The organism is Nocardia sp. NPDC059228 (genome assembly GCF_042754245.1).
Taxonomy (GTDB): domain Bacteria; phylum Actinomycetota; class Actinomycetes; order Mycobacteriales; family Mycobacteriaceae; genus Nocardia.
The window spans coordinates 90,056-110,944 of the sequence record NZ_JBHZAL010000015.1; the positions used below are offsets into that span (position 1 = coordinate 90,056).

At 68.2% G+C, this 20,889-nt stretch carries 15 protein-coding genes, 1 tRNA gene and 1 pseudogene; 8 read left to right on the top strand and 9 right to left on the bottom strand.

The window, feature by feature from the left end:
* Positions 1-243: 243 nt before the first annotated feature.
* From mihF to ACFXKA_RS23250, 3 genes are all read left to right on the top strand, one after another.
* Positions 244-558, top strand: coding sequence for an integration host factor, actinobacterial type (mihF, locus tag ACFXKA_RS23240; RefSeq protein ID WP_354832585.1), 315 nt, complete (start codon positions 244-246; stop codon positions 556-558).
* 139 nt (positions 559-697) lie between these two features.
* Positions 698-782 (top strand) — tRNA-Leu (locus ACFXKA_RS23245).
* A gap of 463 nt (positions 783-1,245) precedes the next feature.
* Positions 1,246-2,595, top strand: coding sequence for a flavin monoamine oxidase family protein (locus ACFXKA_RS23250; protein WP_379428861.1), 1,350 nt, complete (start codon positions 1,246-1,248; stop codon positions 2,593-2,595).
* 26 nt (positions 2,596-2,621) lie between these two features.
* Here the strand turns inward: ACFXKA_RS23250 and ACFXKA_RS23255 are convergent, their stop codons facing one another.
* The 7 genes and pseudogenes from ACFXKA_RS23255 to ACFXKA_RS23285 form a co-directional block, all read right to left on the bottom strand.
* Positions 2,622-5,384: an aminotransferase class I/II-fold pyridoxal phosphate-dependent enzyme gene (locus tag ACFXKA_RS23255; protein WP_379428862.1), complete on the bottom strand. Its 2,763-nt coding sequence runs from the start codon at positions 5,382-5,384 to the stop codon at positions 2,622-2,624.
* Between the two features lie 126 nt (positions 5,385-5,510).
* Positions 5,511-7,610: a glycogen debranching N-terminal domain-containing protein gene (locus ACFXKA_RS23260; RefSeq protein ID WP_379428863.1), complete on the bottom strand. Its 2,100-nt coding sequence runs from the start codon at positions 7,608-7,610 to the stop codon at positions 5,511-5,513.
* Positions 7,607-8,848, bottom strand: coding sequence for a glycosyltransferase family 4 protein (locus ACFXKA_RS23265; RefSeq protein WP_354832577.1), 1,242 nt, complete (start codon positions 8,846-8,848; stop codon positions 7,607-7,609). Before ACFXKA_RS23265 ends, ACFXKA_RS23260 begins: the two co-directional genes overlap by 4 nt.
* A gap of 241 nt (positions 8,849-9,089) precedes the next feature.
* Positions 9,090-10,085: an RNA polymerase subunit sigma-70 gene (locus ACFXKA_RS23270; protein ID WP_379428864.1), complete on the bottom strand. Its 996-nt coding sequence runs from the start codon at positions 10,083-10,085 to the stop codon at positions 9,090-9,092.
* Positions 10,086-10,241: 156 nt separating this feature from the next.
* Positions 10,242-11,234 carry a zinc-binding dehydrogenase gene (locus ACFXKA_RS23275; RefSeq protein WP_379428865.1) on the bottom strand — a complete coding sequence of 331 codons (993 nt, stop codon included), beginning with the start codon at positions 11,232-11,234 and terminating at the stop codon, positions 10,242-10,244.
* A 320-nt stretch (positions 11,235-11,554) separates the two neighbouring features.
* Positions 11,555-12,201 (bottom strand): annotated as a pseudogene (locus ACFXKA_RS23280) (NADPH-dependent FMN reductase).
* A 77-nt stretch (positions 12,202-12,278) separates the two neighbouring features.
* On the bottom strand, positions 12,279-12,422 hold the full coding sequence (locus tag ACFXKA_RS23285) for a hypothetical protein (RefSeq protein ID WP_379428866.1): 144 nt from the start codon (positions 12,420-12,422) through the stop codon (positions 12,279-12,281).
* 162 nt (positions 12,423-12,584) lie between these two features.
* Between ACFXKA_RS23285 and ACFXKA_RS23290 the strand changes: the two genes are divergently transcribed.
* The 3 genes from ACFXKA_RS23290 to ACFXKA_RS23300 are packed head-to-tail and all read left to right on the top strand — an operon-like array spanning position 12,585 to position 15,351.
* Positions 12,585-13,898, top strand: coding sequence for a hypothetical protein (locus ACFXKA_RS23290; protein ID WP_379428867.1), 1,314 nt, complete (start codon positions 12,585-12,587; stop codon positions 13,896-13,898).
* Between the two features lie 18 nt (positions 13,899-13,916).
* Positions 13,917-14,111, top strand: coding sequence for a ferredoxin (locus ACFXKA_RS23295; RefSeq protein WP_354832567.1), 195 nt, complete (start codon positions 13,917-13,919; stop codon positions 14,109-14,111).
* Positions 14,107-15,351 carry a cytochrome P450 gene (locus tag ACFXKA_RS23300; RefSeq protein WP_379428948.1) on the top strand — a complete coding sequence of 415 codons (1,245 nt, stop codon included), beginning with the start codon at positions 14,107-14,109 and terminating at the stop codon, positions 15,349-15,351. The genes ACFXKA_RS23295 and ACFXKA_RS23300 overlap by 5 nt, the downstream gene beginning before the upstream one ends.
* Positions 15,352-15,373: 22 nt before the next feature.
* Here ACFXKA_RS23300 and ACFXKA_RS23305 read toward each other — a convergent pair whose 3' ends face one another.
* Positions 15,374-16,456: a hypothetical protein gene (locus ACFXKA_RS23305; RefSeq protein ID WP_379428868.1), complete on the bottom strand. Its 1,083-nt coding sequence runs from the start codon at positions 16,454-16,456 to the stop codon at positions 15,374-15,376.
* A gap of 122 nt (positions 16,457-16,578) precedes the next feature.
* Between ACFXKA_RS23305 and ACFXKA_RS23310 the strand changes: the two genes are divergently transcribed.
* Together ACFXKA_RS23310 and ACFXKA_RS23315 are read left to right on the top strand one after the other, a co-directional pair.
* Positions 16,579-17,811, top strand: coding sequence for a lipase family protein (locus ACFXKA_RS23310; protein ID WP_379428869.1), 1,233 nt, complete (start codon positions 16,579-16,581; stop codon positions 17,809-17,811).
* 154 nt (positions 17,812-17,965) lie between these two features.
* On the top strand, positions 17,966-18,940 hold the full coding sequence (locus ACFXKA_RS23315) for an alpha/beta hydrolase (protein WP_379428871.1): 975 nt from the start codon (positions 17,966-17,968) through the stop codon (positions 18,938-18,940).
* Positions 18,941-18,964: 24 nt separating this feature from the next.
* Here the strand turns inward: ACFXKA_RS23315 and ACFXKA_RS23320 are convergent, their stop codons facing one another.
* Positions 18,965-20,671, bottom strand: a complete 1,707-nt coding sequence (locus tag ACFXKA_RS23320) for a PucR family transcriptional regulator (protein ID WP_379428873.1) — start codon at positions 20,669-20,671, stop codon at positions 18,965-18,967.
* Positions 20,672-20,889: the final 218 nt, after the last annotated feature.

A 20,889-nucleotide genomic window follows, 5' to 3' on the forward strand; every position in this document is an offset into this window, starting at 1 on the left:
TTCGGGGCTACCGTAGTACCGATGCCACGTTCTGCGTCCCGGATTTGCCAGCTCCGCGATCCAGCAAACTCCTGGTCGCATGACCGGCATCTGTCCGGGCGTCCGACCGGTGCCCGGTGTACCGATTTCGCCGGTCGATCGACGTGGCGGCCACGTCCACGCGGTGTGTCGTACTTGCGGAGGGCCTGGTGTCATGTTGAATCGTCGGCGACGTACCAGCGAACGAGTGAAAGGTAAGGACATATGGCTCTGCCCACCATGACCCCCGAACAACGCTCCGAGGCGCTGGCGAAGGCCGCGGCGGTTCGTAAGGCCCGCTCGGAACTCATCGCGCAGGTCAAGAAGGGGTCGGTCAGCCTCGCCGAGGTGCTCAAGCGCGCGGACAAGGAGGACCTGGTCAAGAAGACGAAGGTGGCGGCGGTCATCAAGGCGCTCCCGGGCATCGGCCCGGTCAAGGCGGCCAAGCTGATGGACGAGGCCGAGATCCCCGCGGACCGCCGTATCGGCGGCCTGGGTTCCCGGCAGCGTGCCGCGCTGCTGGAGGCGCTGAAGGCTTGAGATCGGGGGGTGGCCTGCCGGGTCGCGAACCGGCCCGGCGGCAACCACTCCCACCGCCTCCGAATCCTCGGTGAACGCGCAGGACATCGACCGATTTGGTCCAGGCGGTCCGATCCGATAACCTTGCTGAGCATCACCGGTCCGGGTGGCGGAATGGCAGACGCGCTAGCTTGAGGTGCTAGTGCCCGTATTAGGGCGTGGGGGTTCAAGTCCCCCTCCGGACACAACCAGTGGGCGGTTTTGGAGCAGTTTCGACCAAAACCGCCCTTTTTCATGTTCACAGCCCGCCGAGGCAATCGACCATCTGCCGGATCTCCTCCCGGCTCATCCCATGGTCCGCAACGAATTTCGCGTCGATCGCGGGCGCTTTGCGCCGGTGCCGAGGTCCAGCCTCCGCACCGCGATCGGACCCTGAACTGAAACGCCTGCCACAAAGTGGCGAATTCCGTACTGCGCCTGCCGAGTTCGGTGATCACCGTATCGACTCGGGTCATCCGGGCGTGCGTGGCGTCGGCCGGGATGAAACACGTGTTGACAGCGCAACGGCGAGCCTTCTAAACTCGATATCGATTCGAATTCGATAAACCACCGGCCCTGTGAGGGCGTGGCAGGTAGTTGTGCGCCGCAGGCAGTTCGCAAACACCACGACACCGAGGTGGTCGAACCAATCGAGAGTCAGGAGTTGATATGACTGCGCACGAAGAGACCGCAGAGGTAGTTGTCGTCGGCGCTGGGATGGCGGGATTGATGGCAGCGACCACGCTGGCGCCGCAGACCGATGTGGTTGTCCTCGAGTCCACCGATCGCACGGGCGGACGAGTCGACACCGTCCGTAAGGGCGACTACTGGATCAACGTCGGCACTCAGTTCACCGAAGGCACCGGCGCACTGATCGATGCCCTGCACAGGCACAGCATCGAGATGGGTTCGCTCGCAGGCAAAAGCATCGCGCTGTACCTCAATGGCGGGCTGGTCGACACCGCGAATCCCCTCGCGCTCATGTTCCGTACGAAGATGACGATGATGGATCGTCTCGGCATGGCCATCGTCGGTGCGCGCATTCTCGCCGTCATGCCGTTCCTGGAGTCGCAGAGCCGAATCGCGCGAAGGGTTCGCGCCAAGCTCGACACCAAGCTGGCGTCGTATCTACTGCAGGGCGTCCGCTCCGAGCTGGCCGGCGAGGTCGTCCGGTCATGGTCGGCGCAGTGGATGGGATGCGAGGCGGAGGAGACGGCCGCGACCCAGTTCGTCACGTCCGTGGCTATCGCGTTGGCCGACCCGGAGAAAATTCCGAACTTCTCGCTGCCGGTCGGTGGCAACCAGACTTTGACCGACGTACTGACGGAAGACCTCGGCAGTCGGATCCGGTTGAACTCGGCGGTGCGATCGGTACGCCAGGACGGCGACGGCGTCGTCGTCGACTACCTCGACGGTGACCGTCCGGCGAGGCTGCGGGCCGAGCGCGCGATCGTGACCGCGCCGGGCGATATCGCCGAGCAGATCATTCCGGACCTCCCGCAGCGGTACCGCGTCGCATTCAACGACATCACGTACGGCCGGTACGTAGTGGTCGGGTTCTTCACCGAGGAAGTGGGGCCGCAGCGCTGGGACGACTTCTTCGGTGTCTCGACGCCTCAGTTGTCGTTCCAAGCGATGTTCAACCATGCCGCGGCGATGCGCAGCGGTGGCGATCGGAAGCCGGGCGGGGCACTGGCCTGTTTCGCCGGCGGGGCTCAGGCCGACGCGTTGCTGGACCTGCCCGACGAGGAAATCCTGTCGCGATTCGCGAAGGACCTGCTCACCGTATTCCCCGAGCTGGACGGGAAGCTGGGCGACGGTGTTGTGCGGAAGCACCATCGGGTCGTCCCGTTCTGGGCGCCCGGCCGGAGGAACTCGCTTCCGACATTGCGGAATCCGCTCGGATCGATATACCTCGCCGGCGATTATCAGCTCGATCTACCGTCGCTCGCCGACGCGGCCGCATCGGGTGAGCAAGCGGGGAAGGCCGTACTGGCGAGCCTGAGCCGGCCCCGGTAGTCGAGGTTGCGATCGAGAGAACACACCTAGGTCGTCACGGCTGTCACCGCCGCCAGCGCAGCGGCGGTGAACACCCGGTACCCGCGGCCCGGGTCCAAGCCGTGGATCTCCTTGGTGTCCAGGGCGTCCATGAAGTCGAGGATGTCGGTGCTGAACTCCTGGCCGGGGACCAGCACCGGGAATCCCGGCGGATACGGAGTGACGAAGGTGGCCGATACCACCGGCTGTCCGGCGCCGAGCCGCTCGCGGACCTGGTCGGCGGGCAGATACTCGCATCGGTCGTCGTCGTAGGCCAGGTAGAACGCGGTGCGCATATCCCCGTCCGGCGCCGCCCCGCCCGGGTCGGTCCGGAACGCGTCGTTGAATCGGGAGAAGTTCGGCAGCGGCGGATGTTCGTGGGTGAGCGCGTGCACGCGGCGTTCGAATTCCCGTCCGGCCGCCGGGCCCCGCTGGCTCGCCTCGTCCTCCAGCCCCTCCGCGATACCGACCAGGGCGCGCAGCAGATACGCGACGGATGTTCGGGTGGTGCCGATGTTCGTCATGGCCAGCACGGTGTTGCGGGTCGTCTTGTTGACCTGGACGCCCCAGCGATCCATCAGCTGGTCGTGTTTGAACGTGTCCCCGTCGATCCCGGTCGCCCCGATCTCGAGGGTGAGCCGGCACGGGTCGAGCACGAATTCGTCGGTGTGCCAAGCCTCGTCCATCGCCACCGGACCGGCGTGCAGTGGGCAGCCGCGGCTGCGCCGGTACCGTTCCGGGATCAGGTCCTCGCTGCCCAGGACACGGAAGTACCTCGACAGCAGCGGATGTTCGGCGATGCGGTCCCGCAGGGTCATCGCCAGCTCCACCTGCCGCGCGACCAGATCGAAGCCCTCGAGTTCGACCTGCCGGCGCCCCACGTCCAGCGACGCCAGGATCTGGTAGTTCGGCGAGGTCGAGGTGTGCGTCATGTACGCCTCGCGGAAGGCGCCCTCGGCGCGCCCGGCGAAGTCGTCATCGAACACATGGATCATCGACCCCTGCCGCAGCGCGGTCAGCGTCTTGTGGGTGGACTGGGTGGCGTAGACGCGAATGCGCACGCGGTCGGGGTCCGGCAGCAGTGGTTCGTGCACCAGATCGTCGTCCGGGCGGCCGGCGAGTTCGGCACTGCGGCTTTCGAATTCGGCCCGGTACTCCGGGGTCCGGAAGCGCTGTGCGAGGGTGGCCGCGACGTTCATCGCCGTCCGCCGGCGGTACACCGGATGGAATCGGGCGAACGCGAACCAGGCCTCGTCCCAGAGGAAGACCAGATCCGGCTTGATGGCCAGGCATTCGGTCATGACCCGTTCGACGTCGTAGACCACGCCGTCGAACGTGCAGTTCGTCAGGGAGATCATCCGCACCTGATCGAGGCGGCCCGCGGCGCGGTACGTCAGCAGGGTCCGCTTGATGTCGGCCAGCGGAATCGCGCCGTACATGGAGTACCGGTCGAGTGTGTAGCTGTCCAGGTAGGCCACCCGGGACCCGGCCAGCACCTGGGCGTAGTGGTGCGATTTGTGGCAGTTGCGGTCGACCAGCACGACATCCCCGGGCGCCACCAGGGCCTGGGTGACGATCTTGTTGGCGGTCGAGGTGCCGTTGGTGACGAAGTAGGTCCGGCGCGCCCCGAACGCCCGCGCCGCAAGTTCCTGCGCCTCCCGGATCGGGCCGTGCGGTTCCAGCAGCGAATCGAGACCACCGGCGGTGGACGAGGTCTCGGCCAGGAAGATGTTCAGCCCGTAGAACTCGCCCATATCCCGGATCCACGGCGAGTTCACCACCGAGTTGCCGCGCGAGATCGGCATGGCGTGGAAGACGCCGGTCGGTTTCCGCGCGTAGGCGGTCAGCGCGGAGAAGAACGGGGTCCGCCGGCGCCGCGCCACCCCGCGCAGGATCGTCAGATGCAGATCCAGCACGTCCTCCTGCAGTAGGAACACCGAGTCGAAGCGCTGCCCGAGTTGGGCGGCCAGCAGTTCGATCGACGCGTTGTCGACCAGGTAGAGGTCGAGTTCCGGTCGCAGGGAACGCAATTCGCGCGCGACCGACGAGACCCGGGCCGCGGTGTCGAGCCGGTCGAAGTCCGCGGACTCGACCGGTGGGACGAGCCGGTCCAGCAGGGTGCGATCGCGCATCGACCGGGTCCGGAAGTCGGAGCGGACGACGACGGCTTGGATCCGCGAATTCACCAGGGCCGCCACCACCGCGTCCTCGACGCTGGGCGCGACCACGACGTCGTAGACGGCCTCGTCCTCCGGCCGGCGGATGGCCCGGATTTCCTCGCGCAGCCGTTGGTCCTCGCGGTCGGAAAGATCGGCGACCACCAGAATGTCGAAGTTCGGCCGGGGGTCGGTGGCCGCCGACCCCTCGCCCGGCACGCCGGGCGCCCGATCGCCGACATTCGCCGCGGCTGCGAGCGCCGCGCCGCCGACGAGCCCCCGGCCGATGGTCTCGGCCAGCCGGGTCAGTTCGGCGTACGCGCCCGTCCCGGCCAGCTCGTGCGCCCGCGCCACCAGCCGGCCGCCGGGGTAACTGTGGTATGGCTCGAGCAGGTCGGCGTCGGCAAGGTAGCGCTCCAGTTCCGCCACCTCGGTACCCGCGTCCGGGCCGAGCACCGCCAGCCGCCGCGCGGTATCGGCGATGTGCCACCAGATGTCGTTTCGCAACTGCGCCACACTGTTGTACGCCGACAGCTCCCGCCCGGAATCGCTGTCGGCGCGGTCGGCCGCGGTGCTCACCACCACGCCCGACGGAGGGATCCGGCTGCCGACCACGGCCGGCGGTCCTGATGCTCAGGCGCGTTCCGCATCCGATCGCCACGCCCGGTGCCCGCGCAGGTCCTGGGAGGCATCGTCATCAGCGTTTCCTTCCGCTGCGGCATCGGCCGGCACCGCCTGTCGCTATTTCCGGTTCAGCTGCCAATCCGATGGCAGCCCCTGGACTTTCGCGTCGGTGCCGCACGCCTCGATGGACACCGTCGCCGGACCCAGACGGAGGTCCGAAAGCCGGATGATGCCCGCCCGGTCGGGCAGGCGCGGCGCGATGGTGAGGGTGCGCCCGGGGACGTCGGGCATCAGCCCCAGGAACGAGCGCATGAGCAGCAGGGGCGCCGCGCTCGCCCACGCCTGCGGCGAGCACGAGGTGGGGTACGGCACCGGGGAGCTGAAATCGGAGCGCGCGAAGCCGCAGAACAGTTCGGGCGGCCGGGCCCCGAATTCCAGGATGGCCTCGAGCAGTCCGCTCGCGAGTTTCACACTCAGGTCCAGCGCGCCGGGGATGTGACCGTAGCGCATCAGACCGGCCACCGCGATGGCCGTATCGTGCGGCCACACCGAACCGGTGTGATAACCCATGGGATTGAAGTGGCGCGCGGTGGAAGACAGCGTGCGCAATCCGAATCCGCTGTTCAGGTCCGCCGCGCCCAGGCGCTCGATCAGTTCGGCCGCGCGTTCGTCGGGCACGATACCGGTCCACAGGCAGTGGCCGGGATTGCTCGATCCGACATCGACCGGCTGCTTCGAGCTGTCCAGCGCCAGGGCGTAGCAGCTGCTCTTCGGCATCCAGAACGTCTCGTCGAAACGGGCTTTGAGGTCGGCGGCCTGTGTGCGCAGCCGCTCGGCGAGGGCGTGGTCGCCGGCCTCCTCGGCCAATTCGGCGCGGCCGATCCGGGCCGCGTAGACGTAGCCCTGCACCTCGCACAGGGCGATCGGCGGCTCGGCGAGGCGGCCGTCGGCGAATCCGATCGCGTCCCAGCTGTCCTTCCACCCCTGGTTGGCGAGGCCGCGGTCGGTCTTGCGCCGGTACTCGACGAAGCCGTCGCCGTCGAGGTCGGCGTCGTTGTCGATCCAGGCCAGCGCCGCGTCGGCGGCCGGCAGCAACTCCTGTACGGCCGCGGCGCCGATACCCCAGCGACGGCATTCGGCGAGCAGCATCACGAACAGCGGAGTCGCGTCGGCGGTGCCGTAGTACACGGTGCCGCCGAGCACCCGATCACTGCCGGGACCGTAGCGCCGCTCGTGCATGATGCGGCCGGGCTCCTCCTCGGTGAGCGGATTCGACTCGGTGCCTTGGAGTTTCGCCAGCTGGCGCAGTGTGCCCAGGGCCAGGTCCGAATCCAGCAGCAGCGCCATCCACGAGGTGAGCAGACTGTCGCGGCCGAACAGGGCCATGAACCAGGGCGCGCCGGCGGCCACATAGGAGGTGCCGTCGGCGGGATCGTCGAGGCGCAGCGCGCCGAGATCGGTCTCGGTGCGCTGCAGGATGAGGTTGAGGCCGGCGCCGCTCGCGGTGAGGGTGGTGGTCGAGGCACGCCAGCGCCGGATCTTGTCCGCCGGGCTGTATTCGTCGTTGTCGTCGAAGTTCATCGGGACGGCCCGATGGTCGTTGATCGGCTGGCAGTGCACCACCGTCTGCCAGCTGCCCTTTGCCGGGACCAGCACCTGCCAGGTCAGCGATCCGGGTTGCACCTCGGGGTCCTCGCTGGCGGTGATGATGATGCCACGCCCCTGCTGACTGCGGTCGGTGAAGCGCAGCGCCTGGTCGGTGGCGGCCGACTCGCTGCCGCCGCCGCCCGCGCGGCCCTCCTTGACCGCGAACAGGTCCGCGAAGTCCGCCTCGGCATCGAGAACCACGGTCAGGGCGGTGTCCTCGTCGCCGAGATTGAGCACGCTGATGATCTCCTGCATTCCCTCACCCACGACGCGACGGCGCTGGATCAGCACCGTCGCGTCGGCGACACCGTGCGGTGGCGGTTTCCGGGCGACGAATCGCGCCCGGAAGGGTTCGCGCACCACCACCGAAAGCTGTTCCGGCGGAAGACCGTCCACGCGCAGCTCCCATCGGGTCAGGATGCGCGTGTCCCGGTAGTACAAACCGTGGGCGGTGCCGGGGTGGAGGTCCCCGAGTCGGTCGGACAGGCAGAAGGTTCCGGCCTCGACGAGGGTGATCACGCCGGCGCCACCCTCGATGAAAACAGGTGGGCCGGCATTGAATACGCTCACGGGCGACCGCCCGGCGCAGGGCTGGTGAGGATCGGAGTCCCTGCGGGTACCCGCATCCGGACGGCGGTTCGCGACGCCCGTTCCGCCGCCATCTCGATCGCCCGGTGATAGGCCGCCTCGTAGCCCTGCGCGAACAGGTCCGTGGCGAACAGCCTTTCGACACGCTCCCGGCAAGCATAGGGGTCGATCTCATCGGCGCGGGCGATGTATCCGGGTAGTTCGTCGGGATCGTCGCAGATCCATCCGGTCACGCCATGTTCGACGACCTCTTCCACCGCACCGCCACGCAGCGCGATCACCGGTGTGCCACAGACCATGGCTTCGATCATGACAATGCCGAACGGTTCTTCCCACCGAATCGGGAACAAAAGGCAGCGCGCGCCGGCGAGAAGATGGCGTTTCGCGGTCGCGTCGGCCTCGCCGAACACATCATCGCTCTCGGTGAGCAGCGGCTCGATGTAGTTGTCGAAGAACTCGTGCTCGGGCGGCTCGTTGAGCTTGCCCGCCAGGACCAGGCGTACACCGGCGGAGTGTGCGGCGCGGAGTGCCAGGTGGGGTCCCTTGTAGGGCGCGTAGCGGCCCAGGAACAGGGCGTAGTCGAGCTTTTCGGTGCGGAATGGCCATTCCGAGGGGCGGATCGCATTGTGCACGCGGCCGATCCAGTTCAGATCCGGCGCGAGCGCGCGCTGCCGGTCACTGATCGCCACGAGCCGCACACTGTGATCGAGCGATTGGTAGTACTCGTGCATCTCCGGGTCGACCGGACCGTGCACGGTGACGACGGTGGGAATCCCGAGCCCCCGGTACGCGGCCGCGTTGGCCGGGCCGGCGAAGGTGTGATCGTGCACGACGTCCACCGGGTCCTCGGCGTGCAGTGCCTCGATGATCTGCCAGGTCTTCATGGCATTGACGATCTCCGGGTACGGCTCGCCGAGCCGCTTGGACTGGATCTCGTCCCAGACCCGGACGAATCGGGCCTTCGTACCGGCGTGGCCGGCGCCGAGCAGCGTGACGCGGTGACCCTGATCGACCAGCTCATCGGCCAGCGTGGCGACCACAGCCTCGATACCGCCGTAGCCGACCGGTGGGATGTCGAAATACGGTGGAGCAGCGAGAACGATATGCAGCGACCGCTTCCGGGAATTGACCGCGCCGAACACAGCGGAGTTTTCGGGCTGAAGCTGCAGAAAGTCGAAGGCGTTCTCGAGTGAGGCATCGCACGTAAGTTCGCTACTCATTTCGAAACTCCTCGTCGTGAGTTGAACTGAGCCAAACCCTCGTATACGTTGCCACGAACGGCGCTGGTCGGCAAGTGATGTTTGTCCGATTTGTGCGGTCGCAATTCAAAAGTTATGTCGATGGTTTATCGGCTCGAATTACGGGTATCCCTATCCACCCATCGAGCATGAAATGCATTTGCACCGTGAGGGATTCGCGAATCTCGGCAGTAGCGATCGGCGAGAACCCTTTTCTACCGACTCACTCCGTAAGCACCTCGGGGAATCCGAACAATGCGACCAGCGCCGGGTCGTGGAACGAGATGACACCGCGGACACCGGCGGTGGTCGGAGCCAGGACCACGATGCCGTGGCCGCGGAGCACGCCATCGGTGTCCCGGTGATACTCGATGGCGGCTGGCTGGCCGTTGGCCGTGGTGGGTAGCATCCGCCAGTCGCCGGGCCGGCCCATCACGTAGGCGTCGAGCATGCGGATGCAATTCACCAGGCCCGCCTGCCAATCGCGGAACCCGGTCGCCTCCAGCGTCGCGTCGGCGCGCAGCACCCGTTCCAGGAGAGCGGCATCGGCGTGCTCGAAGGCGGTGATGTAGCCGTCGAGCAGCGCCCGCGCCCGCTGATCGGACGGTTCGAGCAATTCCTCTGGCCCCGAGGGCAATTCGTTCAGCCGGACGCGGGCCCGCTGCAGGCCGCTCTTGACTGCCGCGGTTGTGGTGCCCAGGATTTCGGCGGTCTCGGCGGCGGAGAAGGACAGGACCTCGCGCAGGATGAGAATGGCGCGCTGGCGGGCGGGGAGATGCTGGAGGCTCGCGATGAGAGCCAGGCGAAGTGACTCGCGGGCGACCACCGCGGCGGCCGGATCGTCCGCGGCCGGGCCGATCCAGCCGCCGGGGCATGGTTCGAGCCACGAAACCTCGCCCGGCGCAACGCGACTCGGCGCTCCCTCGGACCCGTCGTCGGGGCCGCCCAGGCCCGAGGGCAGGATTCGGATGCGGCGTGGCTCGAGCGCCGACAGGCAGACATTGGTGGCGATCTTGTACAGCCAGGTCCGAACCGAGGCGCGGCCCTCGAAAGCGGCGTAGGAGCGCCAGGCGCGCAGGTATGTCTCCTGGACCAGGTCTTCGGCGTCGTGGGCCGAGCCGACCATGCGGTAGCAGTGCGCCAGCAGTTCCCGGCGGAACCGCTCGGTGTCGGCGGCGAAGCGGCTCCGATCGGCCGCCTCCGCCAGGTGCGCCGTCATGCGGCGAGTTTAGGCTGCCGCCGGGCTGCGGAATGGCTGCTCGTCATGGGTTGCTCGCTTTCCGGATCGTGTGCCCGCTGATCGGGCCCTCACCCGTTACGACCGGAACGGCGGTCCGAAGGAATCGAAACCCAGGTCGGCGGGTATCCGGAATGGTCAGGGCAGCAGGGCCAATTTGCCCATGGTGGCGCGGGATTCCATTGCCGCGAGGACCTTCGGTCCGTCGGCGAGATCATGGGCGGTGGGTCTGGCGGGGGCGAGGACACCTGCGGCGATGAGCGCGAACATTTCGGCCATGATCTCGCCGAAGACGTGAGGAGCGACCTGGATCAGCACGCCGATATTGAGGCCGACGAGGTGAATCTGGTGCTTGTACACCAACTCCCAGTTGGTGATGGCGCTGTCGCCCCCTGCCATGCCGTAGACGACGACCCGTCCGGTGACCCGTTTGGCCGCGGCGAGGCTCGCGGTGAAGGTCGCGCCACCGGCGGATTCGAGTACCAGGTCGGCCCCGGCGCCGCCGGTCAGTTCCAGGACCTCGGCGGCGAGCTGCTCGGACCGTGAGTCCAGCATGTGGTCGGCACCGAGTCCCCGCACGATCTCGTGTTTGCCCGGCGAGGCGGCGGCGATGACGGTCGCACCGTAATGCTTGGCCATGGCGACCGCGGCTTGGCCGGTCGCGCCCGCCGCGGCGTGGATCAGCACCGTCTCGCCAGTGGCTATGCGGCCCAACGGTTTCAATGCGGCGAGCGCGGTAGGCCAGTTCACGACCAGTCCGAGTGCCTGCTCGGCGGTCCACCCGGTCGGGATCGGCACGGCCGAGGCCGCGGGCAGCACCGCGTATTCGGCGAATGCTCCGGCCCCCACGCCGACGACGCAGGCTCCCGAATGTGGTTCGGCCACTTCGTCTCCCACCTCGACGACCTCACCGGCGGCCTCGAACCCCGCCGTGTACGGTGGCCGCGGTCCGCCCAGGAAGGAGCCGCGGGACTGGGAGATGTCGGCGAAGTTGACTCCGGCGGCGGCGACCCGGATCAGGACCTCGCCCGGACCGGGAACCGGTACCGGTGCGTCGGTGATCAGACGCAGATCCTGCGGGCCCCGCCGCGAGGTCTGCCGCAGGGCTCGCATGGTGGTGGGAATGGTCATGGCGATCAGCGCTCCTTCTCGGTTTGTCTCCAGGTAGACCGCCGCCACCGGAGAAAGGAATCGGCCGTCGGAACCGGTCAGCCGATCGGCGTGACCGCGGGCATGGTGAAGCGCAGACCTCCTCACCGAGCTGCCCGACAACCCGCCGGACCCGGCCTGGCCGTGGCAGATTCTGATCGGCGCGGCCAGCGGCGACCAGCCGATCGTGGTTCCCCCGCCGGATCCACCGGATCCCGGCGGGGTTGCCCTCCGAAGTAATGATGACCCGGTCGGCCATCGGCTCCGAACATGCTGGGGCGCAGGATGTCTGCCCGCTCCGGTCAGGCGATGGTGGCGGGTTCGCGGAGTGGGGTCAGGGCGTGGGTCCAGACCAGGAGTTCGTCGATCACGCCGTGCAGGGCGGGGGTTTGCGGGGGCTGGGGGCGGAATTCGGTATAGGCGACGAAGTCGTCGCGCAGAGTCAGGGCCAGCTGGGGGCCGATATCGGCCATGCGCAGGACACCGGCCTGGGCGCGCAGCTTCTGAATCGCCATGACCGCGCCGTAGATGCCGTAGCCGACGTAGGCGACCGGCTTGCAGGCCCATTCGGCGTGCAGGTAGTCGATGCAGTTGGTGAGGGAGGACGGGGAGCGGTGTTGTATTCGCCGGTCACGAAGATGAAGGCGTCGCAGGAGCCGACGTGCTCGGCGAAGCGGCGGGTGTGCGGGTGCTGTCCGGGGGTGCGGGCCGCCGGGACGGGTTCGTCCAGCAGGGGCAGCCGGTGATCCTGCAGATCGATCAGCTCGAATTCGGCTGTCTCGCCAGCATGTTCGGCGGCGATGGCCTGCACCCAGCGGGCCACCTTCTCGCCGTTGCGGCCGGGCCGGGTGCTGCCGATGATGATGCCGATTGTGGTCATGTCGATTACTCCTCGGGGTGGTGACGACTCGACGACACAAGTGGCCGCCGACCCCTCGCGTTGTGACATCCCGGCCAGTGATGTGCGTCACCCGCCTGGGGTGCGGGACCGTCCGGGGCGCCGGGCGGTTTCCCCGCAAGTGCGGTTCAGCCCACCGAGCCCTCGAATCGGAACGTGCCCTGGATTTCGACCATCGAGCGGATGGCGATCGTTCTGAACGAGCTTCGCTTCAGTTCAGCGTCGCACTCGAAGGCGCTGGCGCCCTTGCCTTCAGCGCGCGGGGTGGTCATCCCCTCCACCCATAGCATCGGGGCAGGCCAGGCAACATTCTTGTGCCGGAAGGCATTCGGACACTCGGGGTCGGAACCGGTTCCTGACAACAGTCCTGACGATTGTCCTCGTCGTGTGTATGGTCGGAAGGGCATGTTTCACAATGGGAGTGCCAGGGCTTTATGAGTAGTCAACGACCGCTGTCGTCCTTCGAGTTCAAGCATTTCGACCCCGACGCTCGCTGGGGCGACGTGCCGAAAGCCGGTGTGCCGCTGTTCGTCGCGACCACGGTGCGCGGTGAGATCGACCCCGACGTCATGCGCAGGGTGCTGGCGGAATTGGCCGCCGACCACGCGCTGCTGCGCGCGGTCATGATCCACGAGCCCGGCGCTGAGCCGGTCTTCCGGGTTCGCGAACAGTACCAGCCCCCGCTCGAGGTCACCGAGTGGGGTCCCGACGGCTATCAGCGGTTGGTCAACATCGAACAGGACTGGAGCACCGGTCTTTTCAAGGCTCACGTGCTGCGTGAGGGCGGTCTCGACCAGATCGTACTGATCATGCACCACGGCATGTGCGATGGACGGTCGGCGCTGGCGCTGCGCGACGACATGTGGCAACGCTACGGCGCGCAGCTGGCGGGTTCGCCACTGCCGCCGTCGAATTCGGACAACACGCTGGTCGACGGCATCGATACGTTGCTGGCGGGCAGTGTCACCGAGGCCGAGGTCGACGAGCTGGTCGCGATGCTGCGCGGTATCGCGGCCGCCGGTGACGCGGTGCCCGCGCCCCTCGAGCTGCCCCGCGACGGCGACGGCGTCGGCGACCCGGTGGGCCGGTTCGCCACCCAGCGCATCGAGGTGGACCCCGTGCAGAGCGCGGCCTTCTTCGGTGTCGCACGCGCGCAGGGTGTTTCGGTCAACAGCCTGGTCACCGGGGTGGCCATGGTCGCGGTGCGCAGCCAGCTCGAGGCGGATTCCGGGCCGGTGCCGATGGTGTTCGGGCACGCGGTGGATCTGCGCGCCTCGCTCGCCGAGCCGATCCCGCAGTCGACGCTGCTCAATTGCGCGGGTGGGGTGGCCACCCCGGTCTTCGCCGCCGCCGACACCGATCCGATCGAGCTGGCCAAGGCGACCGAGGTGGCCATGCGCGCCGCCCTCGACGCCCGGTTCCCGGCCCTGTTCATGCGGGCCTCGCAGCGCGCGTTCGACCCGGAGACCGCTGCGATCTTCGGTGCGCAGCCCACGCTGGGCATGGCGAATCTCGGTGTGGAACAGACACCTTCGATCCCCGGCGGGCTCGAATTCGTCGCCGATGAGGCGTTCGGCATGGCCAAGGGCATGCCGCCGAAGCTGACCGTGTGGACCGTCGCCGAGCGGCTCATCATTCACGTCAACTACGACACCACCCGCAACAGTCACGCCCTGATGGGCCGCGTGACCGAGGCGATCCGGGAGCAGGTCCGTCGCGTCTGCGACGCCGACGCGGATCGTGGCTGACTCGCGGCCGGACACGCCATGAGAGTTGCTGTCAGTCAAGAGAAGTGCATCGCAGCCGGTCACTGTGTGCTGCGTGCCGACCAAGTCTTCGACCAGCGCGACGACGACGGTGTCGTCGTGCTGCTCGACGAGAATCCGGCGCCGGAGCAGGCCCCGGCCGTGCGAACGGCCGCCGAATTCTGCCCAGCGCAAGCCATCCAGATCGAGGATTGACCCGAACATGCCTGAGTCCAGCACCGAGACCCCCGCCGAGCCGACCTTCTATCCCGGTCGCCGCGCCGCGAGCTGCCCGTTCGCGCCCGCCGCCGAGATCCGCGAACTCGCCGCCGCCGGCCCGATCTCCAAGGTCCGGACCTGGGAGGGCAAGCAGCCGTGGCTGATCACGGGCTACACCGAGGCGCGCGAGCTGTTCGCCGACGCCCGCGTCAGCGCCGACAACCACCACCCCTCCTACCCGCACATCCACGAGGGGATGAAGACGGTCGCGGAGATGAGCCCGCGCACCATGTTCAACACCGACGGCCAGGAGCACGCCCGCTACCGGCGCATGCTGGCCAAGCCGTTCACCCCCAGGCGGCTCGAGGCCATGCGGCCCAATATCCAGAAGCACATCGACGAGACCGTCGACGCCATGCTGGCGCAGGGCAACTCGGCGGACCTGATGAAGGCGCTGGCGCTGCCGGTGCCGTCGCTGATGATCTGCGAACTGCTCGGCGTCCCCTACGAGGACCACGCGTTCTTCCAGGAGGCCACCGAACTCGGCTTCGGCGGCAACGCCACCGCCGAGGAGCAGCAGCAGTCGACGCTGGAGATGCTCGGCTACCTCAACAAGCTGGTCGAGGCCAAGACCGAGAACCCGGCCGAGGATCTGCTCTCCGATGTCGCCGAACTGGTGCGCGACGGTGAGCTGCAGGTGTGGGAGGCCGCGCTGCAGACGGTCGGCATTCTGGTCGCCGGGCACGAGACCACCGCGAACATGATCTCCCTGGCCGTCATCGCGCTGCTCGACCGGCCCGAGCAGCTGGCGATCATTCGCGACACCGACGACCCGCAGGTGCTCGGCAATGCGGTCGACGAGCTGATCCGCTACATGACCATTGTCGACACCGGGCTGCGGCGGGTCGCCGTCGAGGACATCGAGATCGGCGGTGAGGTGATCCGCGCGGGCGACCCGATCGTGTTCGACCTGGCCACCGCGAACTGGAACCCGGAGGTCTTCGCCGAGCCGGAGACCCTGGACCTGGCGCGCTCGAATGCCGCGCAGCACTTGGCCTTCGGCTCGGGCCGGCACCAGTGCATCGGTCTGCAGCTGGCGCGCATCGAGCTCGGCATGGTGCTGCAGACGCTGTTCCGGCGGGTGCCGGGGCTGCGCCTGACCGTGCCGACCGAGGAGATCGATTTCAAGTACGACGCGATGGTGTACGGGGTGCGGTCGCTGCCCGTCGCATGGTGATGAGGTGACCGGTGTCCTGCCGTCAGGGCAGGGCATGCAGCCAGAGTCTGCTGCGGTCGGCCTCGGTGGTGGCCAGCAGCAGGCCGGCGGGCAGCGCGGCCATGCGAGCCCCGGGCGCGCTCACCGGCAGGGAAATCTGTTGCCATTCAGTACAATTCGGCGTCATCGACGCCAGCTGCACCGCGTGGTCGAGTGCCACGAGACTCAGGACGCGCGACGCGGTCGGCAGGACCTGCAGCACGTCGACCGTTGACGCGCCCGGACCGGGCACGGGGTCGGCCTCGGCCGATGGCCAGCAGAGCACGTGCGGTGTGGCACCGATGGATTGGCCGAGCACCGTACAGCCGGCAGTGCCGCAGCCGACGCGCGCGGCGACGGCATTCGCACCGGGCAGCTCGTGGCGCTGCCATCCGAGGCCGTCGGGCGAGGTCCACACCAGGGGCCGAAGGATGTTGTCGCGCAAGGTTTCCCCGACGATGACGAAGCCCTGCGCGCCGGTGCCGACCCCGGCCGCGCCGGTCTGTTCGCCGGGTGCGGACGACAACGCCGGATCGTCCGCGTGGCGTTGCCAGTCCGCGCCGTCGGGGGAGGTCCAGAACGCGGCGCCGTAGCGGCCGTTGTCGCCGTCCCAGCCGCCCACCAGCAGATCGGTGCCGCCGCGCGCGGCCGCCGCGGTCACCGCGATGGCGTGCGGGCCGCCGAACATCTCCATGGCCTGGGTGTGTTCTGTGAGACCCCGGCCGTCGCCGCTCCAGATGGTCATGCGCGGATTGCTGTGCGCGCCACCGAAAGCCTGACCCAGCACCACGGTGTGCGTACCGGTGCCCGCCGAAATTAGTTCCGCCAGTGCGCCGTACGGGCTGTCGGGCCGGACGGGGACAGATGTCCAGCGCGTGCCGTCGGAGGAGGACCAGGCGGCCGGGGCGCGTCCGTCGCCGGCCGGGATCGAGCCCAGCGCCAGCACGCCGCCCGCGATCGGCGCGAACTCCAGCACCCGCGCCCCGTGCTGCGGCAGCGATACCTCGCGCCAGGGCGAATCCGATGGCCGCGCAGCACACCCGGCCGCCAGCGCGAGCGCGACGACCAAGACGATTGACCACCTCATTGGGACAGGGTGCCAGACCGACGCGGCGATTTGTCGGTTGTGCGCGTTTCCCGCGGGACCCGAACCGCCGCGCCGAGGCAAATCCGGGCCGCGCACCGGACGGCGTGTGACGATCTCTGCTCGTGGCTGCTGTCCGGTTCACACGGATATGGATGCTGGTGGCGCTGGTGACAGCGCTGCTCCCACTGCATGCGCACGCCAATCCCCTCTCGGATCTGCTGAATCCGGCACACGATCCGGCCAGCGTGCTGCCGTCGCCACCGACCGACCCCTTCTTCACGCCCGGGCCCGGTTTCGAAGCCCGCCCGCCGGGCAGCGTGCTCGCGGTCCGTACCACCGACAGCCTGTTTCCCGCCGCCCGCGCCTACCAGCTGCTGGTGCGGTCCACCGACTCCCACGATCAGCCGGTCGCCATCGTGACCACCCTGCTGCTGCCGAACGAGGCGTGGAAGGGATCGGGCCCCAGACCGCTGGTGTCGTACAACCTTCCGATCTCCTCGCTGGGGCAGTCCTGTGCGCCCTCCACGGAACTCAAGCGGGCTGTGTCGGCCGATGTCGTGGCGATCCGGTTGATTCTGGCCAAGGGCTATGCGGTGGTCGTTCCCGACCACCAGGGCCCGCGGCAGGCATACGCGGCGGGGCTGATGGGCGGGCACGCCGTGCTCGATTCCATCCGGGCCGTGACCCGCGCGAACATGCCGGACCTCGGGCCGGCGACGCCGGTGGTGATGACGAGTTATTCGGGCGGTTCGATCGCCACCAGCTGGGCGGCGCAGCTCGCGCCGACCTACGCACCGGAGATCCGGTTGGCGGGCGTGATCATCGGGGGGACCCCGGCGGATTATCAGATGCTGCTGCCCGCCATGAACGGCAACTGGAGTACCGGGGTCCTGCTGGCGGCCGTGCTCGGGCTGGCGCGTGAGTACCCGGAACTGATGGGCCTGTTCAACGACAACGGGTGGCGGTTGGCGCGGATGTTCCGCGATATCTGCATTTCGCAGGAGACGGCGCTCGGGCTGATCGCGCCGCTGCGGGTGGACCAGCTCTCGGTCGTGCCGGATCCATTGAAACTGCCTGCGGTGCAGCGGATTCTGGAAGAGAACCGCCCCGGCCGCAGCGCGCCGGCCGCGCCGGTATTCCTCTTCCACGGCGTCAATGAGATCTTCGTTCCCTTCGCGGGCGCGCAGCATCTGTTCGACGAATGGTGCGCGCGAGGCGCCCGGGTGCGGTTGCAGCCGTTCCCGGGGGAGCACTTCATCGTCGGCGCGTTGTCCATTCCACTGACCACCGGGTGGATCGAGGATCTGCTGGCCGGCCGACTGGTGCCGCCGGGGTGCACCGGTCCGGATCACTGACCACCCGCGGAAATTCCGCTGGCATCGAACGAAATATCTTCGGTGTCGCCGCCATTGAGTCATCGGAATTTCACTTAATATTCGAATTATCCGCCACGGGGGCTCGTTTCCGCTCTCACTCGAACCGTTCGCAACCTGATGAATGGATCATCGAATGACCGCCAACATACGTACCGCCGCGACCGCGGCATTGGCCATGGCGGCGCTGCTGATATCCGGCGCAGGTATGGTGCGCGCCGATTCGCAGACGGAATCTGCCATTTCCAGCGTGCGCGATATCGATCCGGCACGGACGCGGATATCGGTGTATTCGGCCGCCATGGACCGCACCGTCACCGTCGATGTGCTGCATCCCGCCGATGACGAGCCGCGTCCGACCTACTATCTGCTCGACGGTGTGGATTCCGGTGCCGCGGAGACGAATTGGACACAAAAGACCGACATCGTGTCTTTCTTCGCCGATAAGCGCGTCAACGTGGTGCTTCCGGTCGGCGGCAGGGGCACTTTCTATTCCGATTGGCAGCGGCCCGATCCCGCACTCGGCGGGGCGCAGCGGTGGGAGACCTTCCTGACCGGTGAGCTGCCACCGCTGATCGACGCGCGGTTCCGGGGCGACGGGCGCAATGTCATCGGCGGGCTGTCCATGGGTGCGCTCTCGGCGGTCACGCTGACCACCCGGCATCCGGAGCTGTATCGCGGGGTGGCGGCCTTCAGCGGCTGTCTCGACACCGTGAGCGCGAGCGCCAGACTCGTCATCCGGAATTCGGTGAGGTGGATGGGCGGAAATCCGGAGAATATGTGGGGAACCGATGCCGATCCGGCGTGGCGGGCGCACGATCCGCTCACCAATGCGCCCGCACTGCGCGGGAAGGCGGTGTACGTGTCGGCAGGCAGTGGGATCCCGGGACCGGAATCACTGACCGGCCCGCAGATGCCGCAGGCGGTGACCTTCGGTGCGGTGCTGGAATATCTGGTGCACGGTTGTACCGAGTCGTTCCAGCGGCGATTGCAGGACCTCGGTGTACCGGCCACCGTCGTATTCCATCCGCTGGGCACGCATTCCTGGCCGTATTGGCAAGAAGATCTTCATGAATCGTGGCCGATTCTGGAGGCGGCGCTGACGGAATAGGCAGGCACCGCGCTGGATGGTCGCTCAGCGTTGGATCGGCCGGTGCCGAGTGCGGTCCGCACCGCGGCGGTGGTGAGCCAGTTGCAGTTCGAGCAGTAGGCGATCGGCCGGGTCGTCGAGGTCGATGCCGGTGATGTCCTGGGCGCGGCGCAGGCGGTAGCGCAGCGTGTTCGGGTGGATGCGCAGCGCCGTGGCCGCGGCCCGTACGTCGCCGTGATGGCGCAGGTAGTGGTCGACGCTGGCCTCGAGTTGCGCGGCGTGGCCGCGGTCGTAGTCGAACAGGGCGGTCAGGCGCGGGTCCTCGAGCTCGGGGCGGGCGGCGAGGAGATCGAGGATCTCGCCCAGCAGGACGGCCGTACGGGATTCGGCGAGGGTGGTGACCCGATCCTTCGGGAAGCTCGCGGCGGTGCTGTCCAGGACGCGGTCCACCTCGAGGCGGGCGCGGGCGACGTCGGTCAGCTCGGCGACGGGAACGGCGATGGCGGCGCGCAGGATCGGGGCGCCGGTGGATTCCAGCTGGTCGACCAGCTGCCGGGTCCAGGCGGTGACCGCGCGGGCCGAGTGATAGCGGGGGAGCAGGATGTAGGCGCGGTCGCCGATGAGGGTCGCCAGCGAGTCGCGTCGGAAGGCGCTCGCGCGCAGGCGAAGTGTGCTGCCCAGCGCCGACAGTTCCGCGGCGGCGGGAATCGCGCCGGAGGATGCGAACCCGATGAGCGCCGCCGGGCCGGTCACCGGGATGCCCAGCGCACTCGCCACCGACGGCACATCGACACCGCCGCCGCGCGCGCCGAACAGGCGCTGGATCAACAGGGCCTCGGTGGACGGTGCGTCCAGGCTGCGCGAGATGATGCGCGCGGCAATCGCCGACGCGCCCCGCAGCACTTCGGCCGCATCGGACTTGAACGGCCGCTCGCCCTCCTGCAGCCAGATCGATCCGAGCACGGTGGCGGCGCTACCCTCGCCCGGCCGCCGAATCCCCACGGCCAGACGGTGTTTGATGTCGAGCTCGGCGTGCGCGGGCAGGTCGACCACCTCGTCGGTGTGCCGCAGCCGGTCGAAGACACCCCACTGCTGCAGGATCCGCAGATACTCGCGCGGCCCCTCCCGGCCCAGGATGGATTGGATCCGCAGCCGGTCCGCGGCATCGTTGGAGGCCGAGTAGGCGAGCACGTGCGAGTGCGCGTCCTCGATGGTGACCATGCCGCCCGCGTTCTGCGCGATGATCTGCGCCAGCCCGAACAGGTCGGTGTCGGCGGCCAGCAGATCCTGGTCCGCGCTGTCGCGGGCCGGGCCGGTGCGATCCAGCATCCGCCGGATCAGCGGGTACACGTGATCCCATCGGGCTTGCGGGTGCACCCCGGCCACCGCCACCCCCGCCCGCAGCGCGGCCCGCCGCAACCCGCCCGCCGCGGCCGCCGACTTCGACAGCACCGCGCGGGGTCGTTGCGCCGGTGCCCGCTGGGCGACCTCCTCGAGCCACCGCACGGCCTCGGCCTCGGCGATCCCCACGTGCAGGTACATGTCCGACATGGGTGCGTGCGCAACGGTTTCCGAGCTCAGGTCGGAACCGTCGACCAGCGCCACCGACCGGATGGCCACCTCGTCCCCGAGCGGTGCGTCGACCAGGTCGACGAGCGTCGTGCCCAGTGCCCCCAGCAGTTCCCGCAGCGCTACTCCGGTTCGGTCGGCGGCTCGCGAACCGGTGGAGGTGTGGCGTTCGTCCGCGGTCATGCTGTCTCCGGTATTCAAAGCCTGGGTACTGCCTCGCCGACACGCTCGGCCCTGCGGGCAGTGGCCGGAACAGCGCCATCGATCCGGGCACCAGCGCGTCAGCGGTGTTCAGCCGAACGTACAACAGATTCGGTGGTTCTTTGGCCGATCGGCTCAATATCCGTGGTGCGATTCGGAGTTGACTCGGCGTACTCGCCCGGTGATACGGGCCACAATCC

Excerpts from the sequence above, each read along its gene's own strand:
- ACFXKA_RS23270 (WP_379428864.1), bottom strand. The coding sequence starts at position 10,085 with ATGACGGCGCACCTGGCGGAGGCGGCCGATCGGAGCCGCTTCGCCGCC.
- mihF (WP_354832585.1), top strand. The coding sequence starts at position 244 with ATGGCTCTGCCCACCATGACCCCCGAACAACGCTCCGAGGCGCTGGCG.
- ACFXKA_RS23250 (WP_379428861.1), top strand. The coding sequence starts at position 1,246 with ATGACTGCGCACGAAGAGACCGCAGAGGTAGTTGTCGTCGGCGCTGGG.
- ACFXKA_RS23320 (WP_379428873.1), bottom strand. The coding sequence starts at position 20,671 with ATGACCGCGGACGAACGCCACACCTCCACCGGTTCGCGAGCCGCCGAC.
- ACFXKA_RS23315 (WP_379428871.1), top strand. The coding sequence starts at position 17,966 with ATGACCGCCAACATACGTACCGCCGCGACCGCGGCATTGGCCATGGCG.
- ACFXKA_RS23295 (WP_354832567.1), top strand. The coding sequence starts at position 13,917 with ATGAGAGTTGCTGTCAGTCAAGAGAAGTGCATCGCAGCCGGTCACTGT.
- ACFXKA_RS23305 (WP_379428868.1), bottom strand. The coding sequence starts at position 16,456 with ATGAGGTGGTCAATCGTCTTGGTCGTCGCGCTCGCGCTGGCGGCCGGG.
- ACFXKA_RS23285 (WP_379428866.1), bottom strand. The coding sequence starts at position 12,422 with ATGACCACCCCGCGCGCTGAAGGCAAGGGCGCCAGCGCCTTCGAGTGC.
- ACFXKA_RS23275 (WP_379428865.1), bottom strand. The coding sequence starts at position 11,234 with ATGACCATTCCCACCACCATGCGAGCCCTGCGGCAGACCTCGCGGCGG.
- ACFXKA_RS23290 (WP_379428867.1), top strand. The coding sequence starts at position 12,585 with ATGAGTAGTCAACGACCGCTGTCGTCCTTCGAGTTCAAGCATTTCGAC.
- ACFXKA_RS23265 (WP_354832577.1), bottom strand. The coding sequence starts at position 8,848 with ATGAGTAGCGAACTTACGTGCGATGCCTCACTCGAGAACGCCTTCGAC.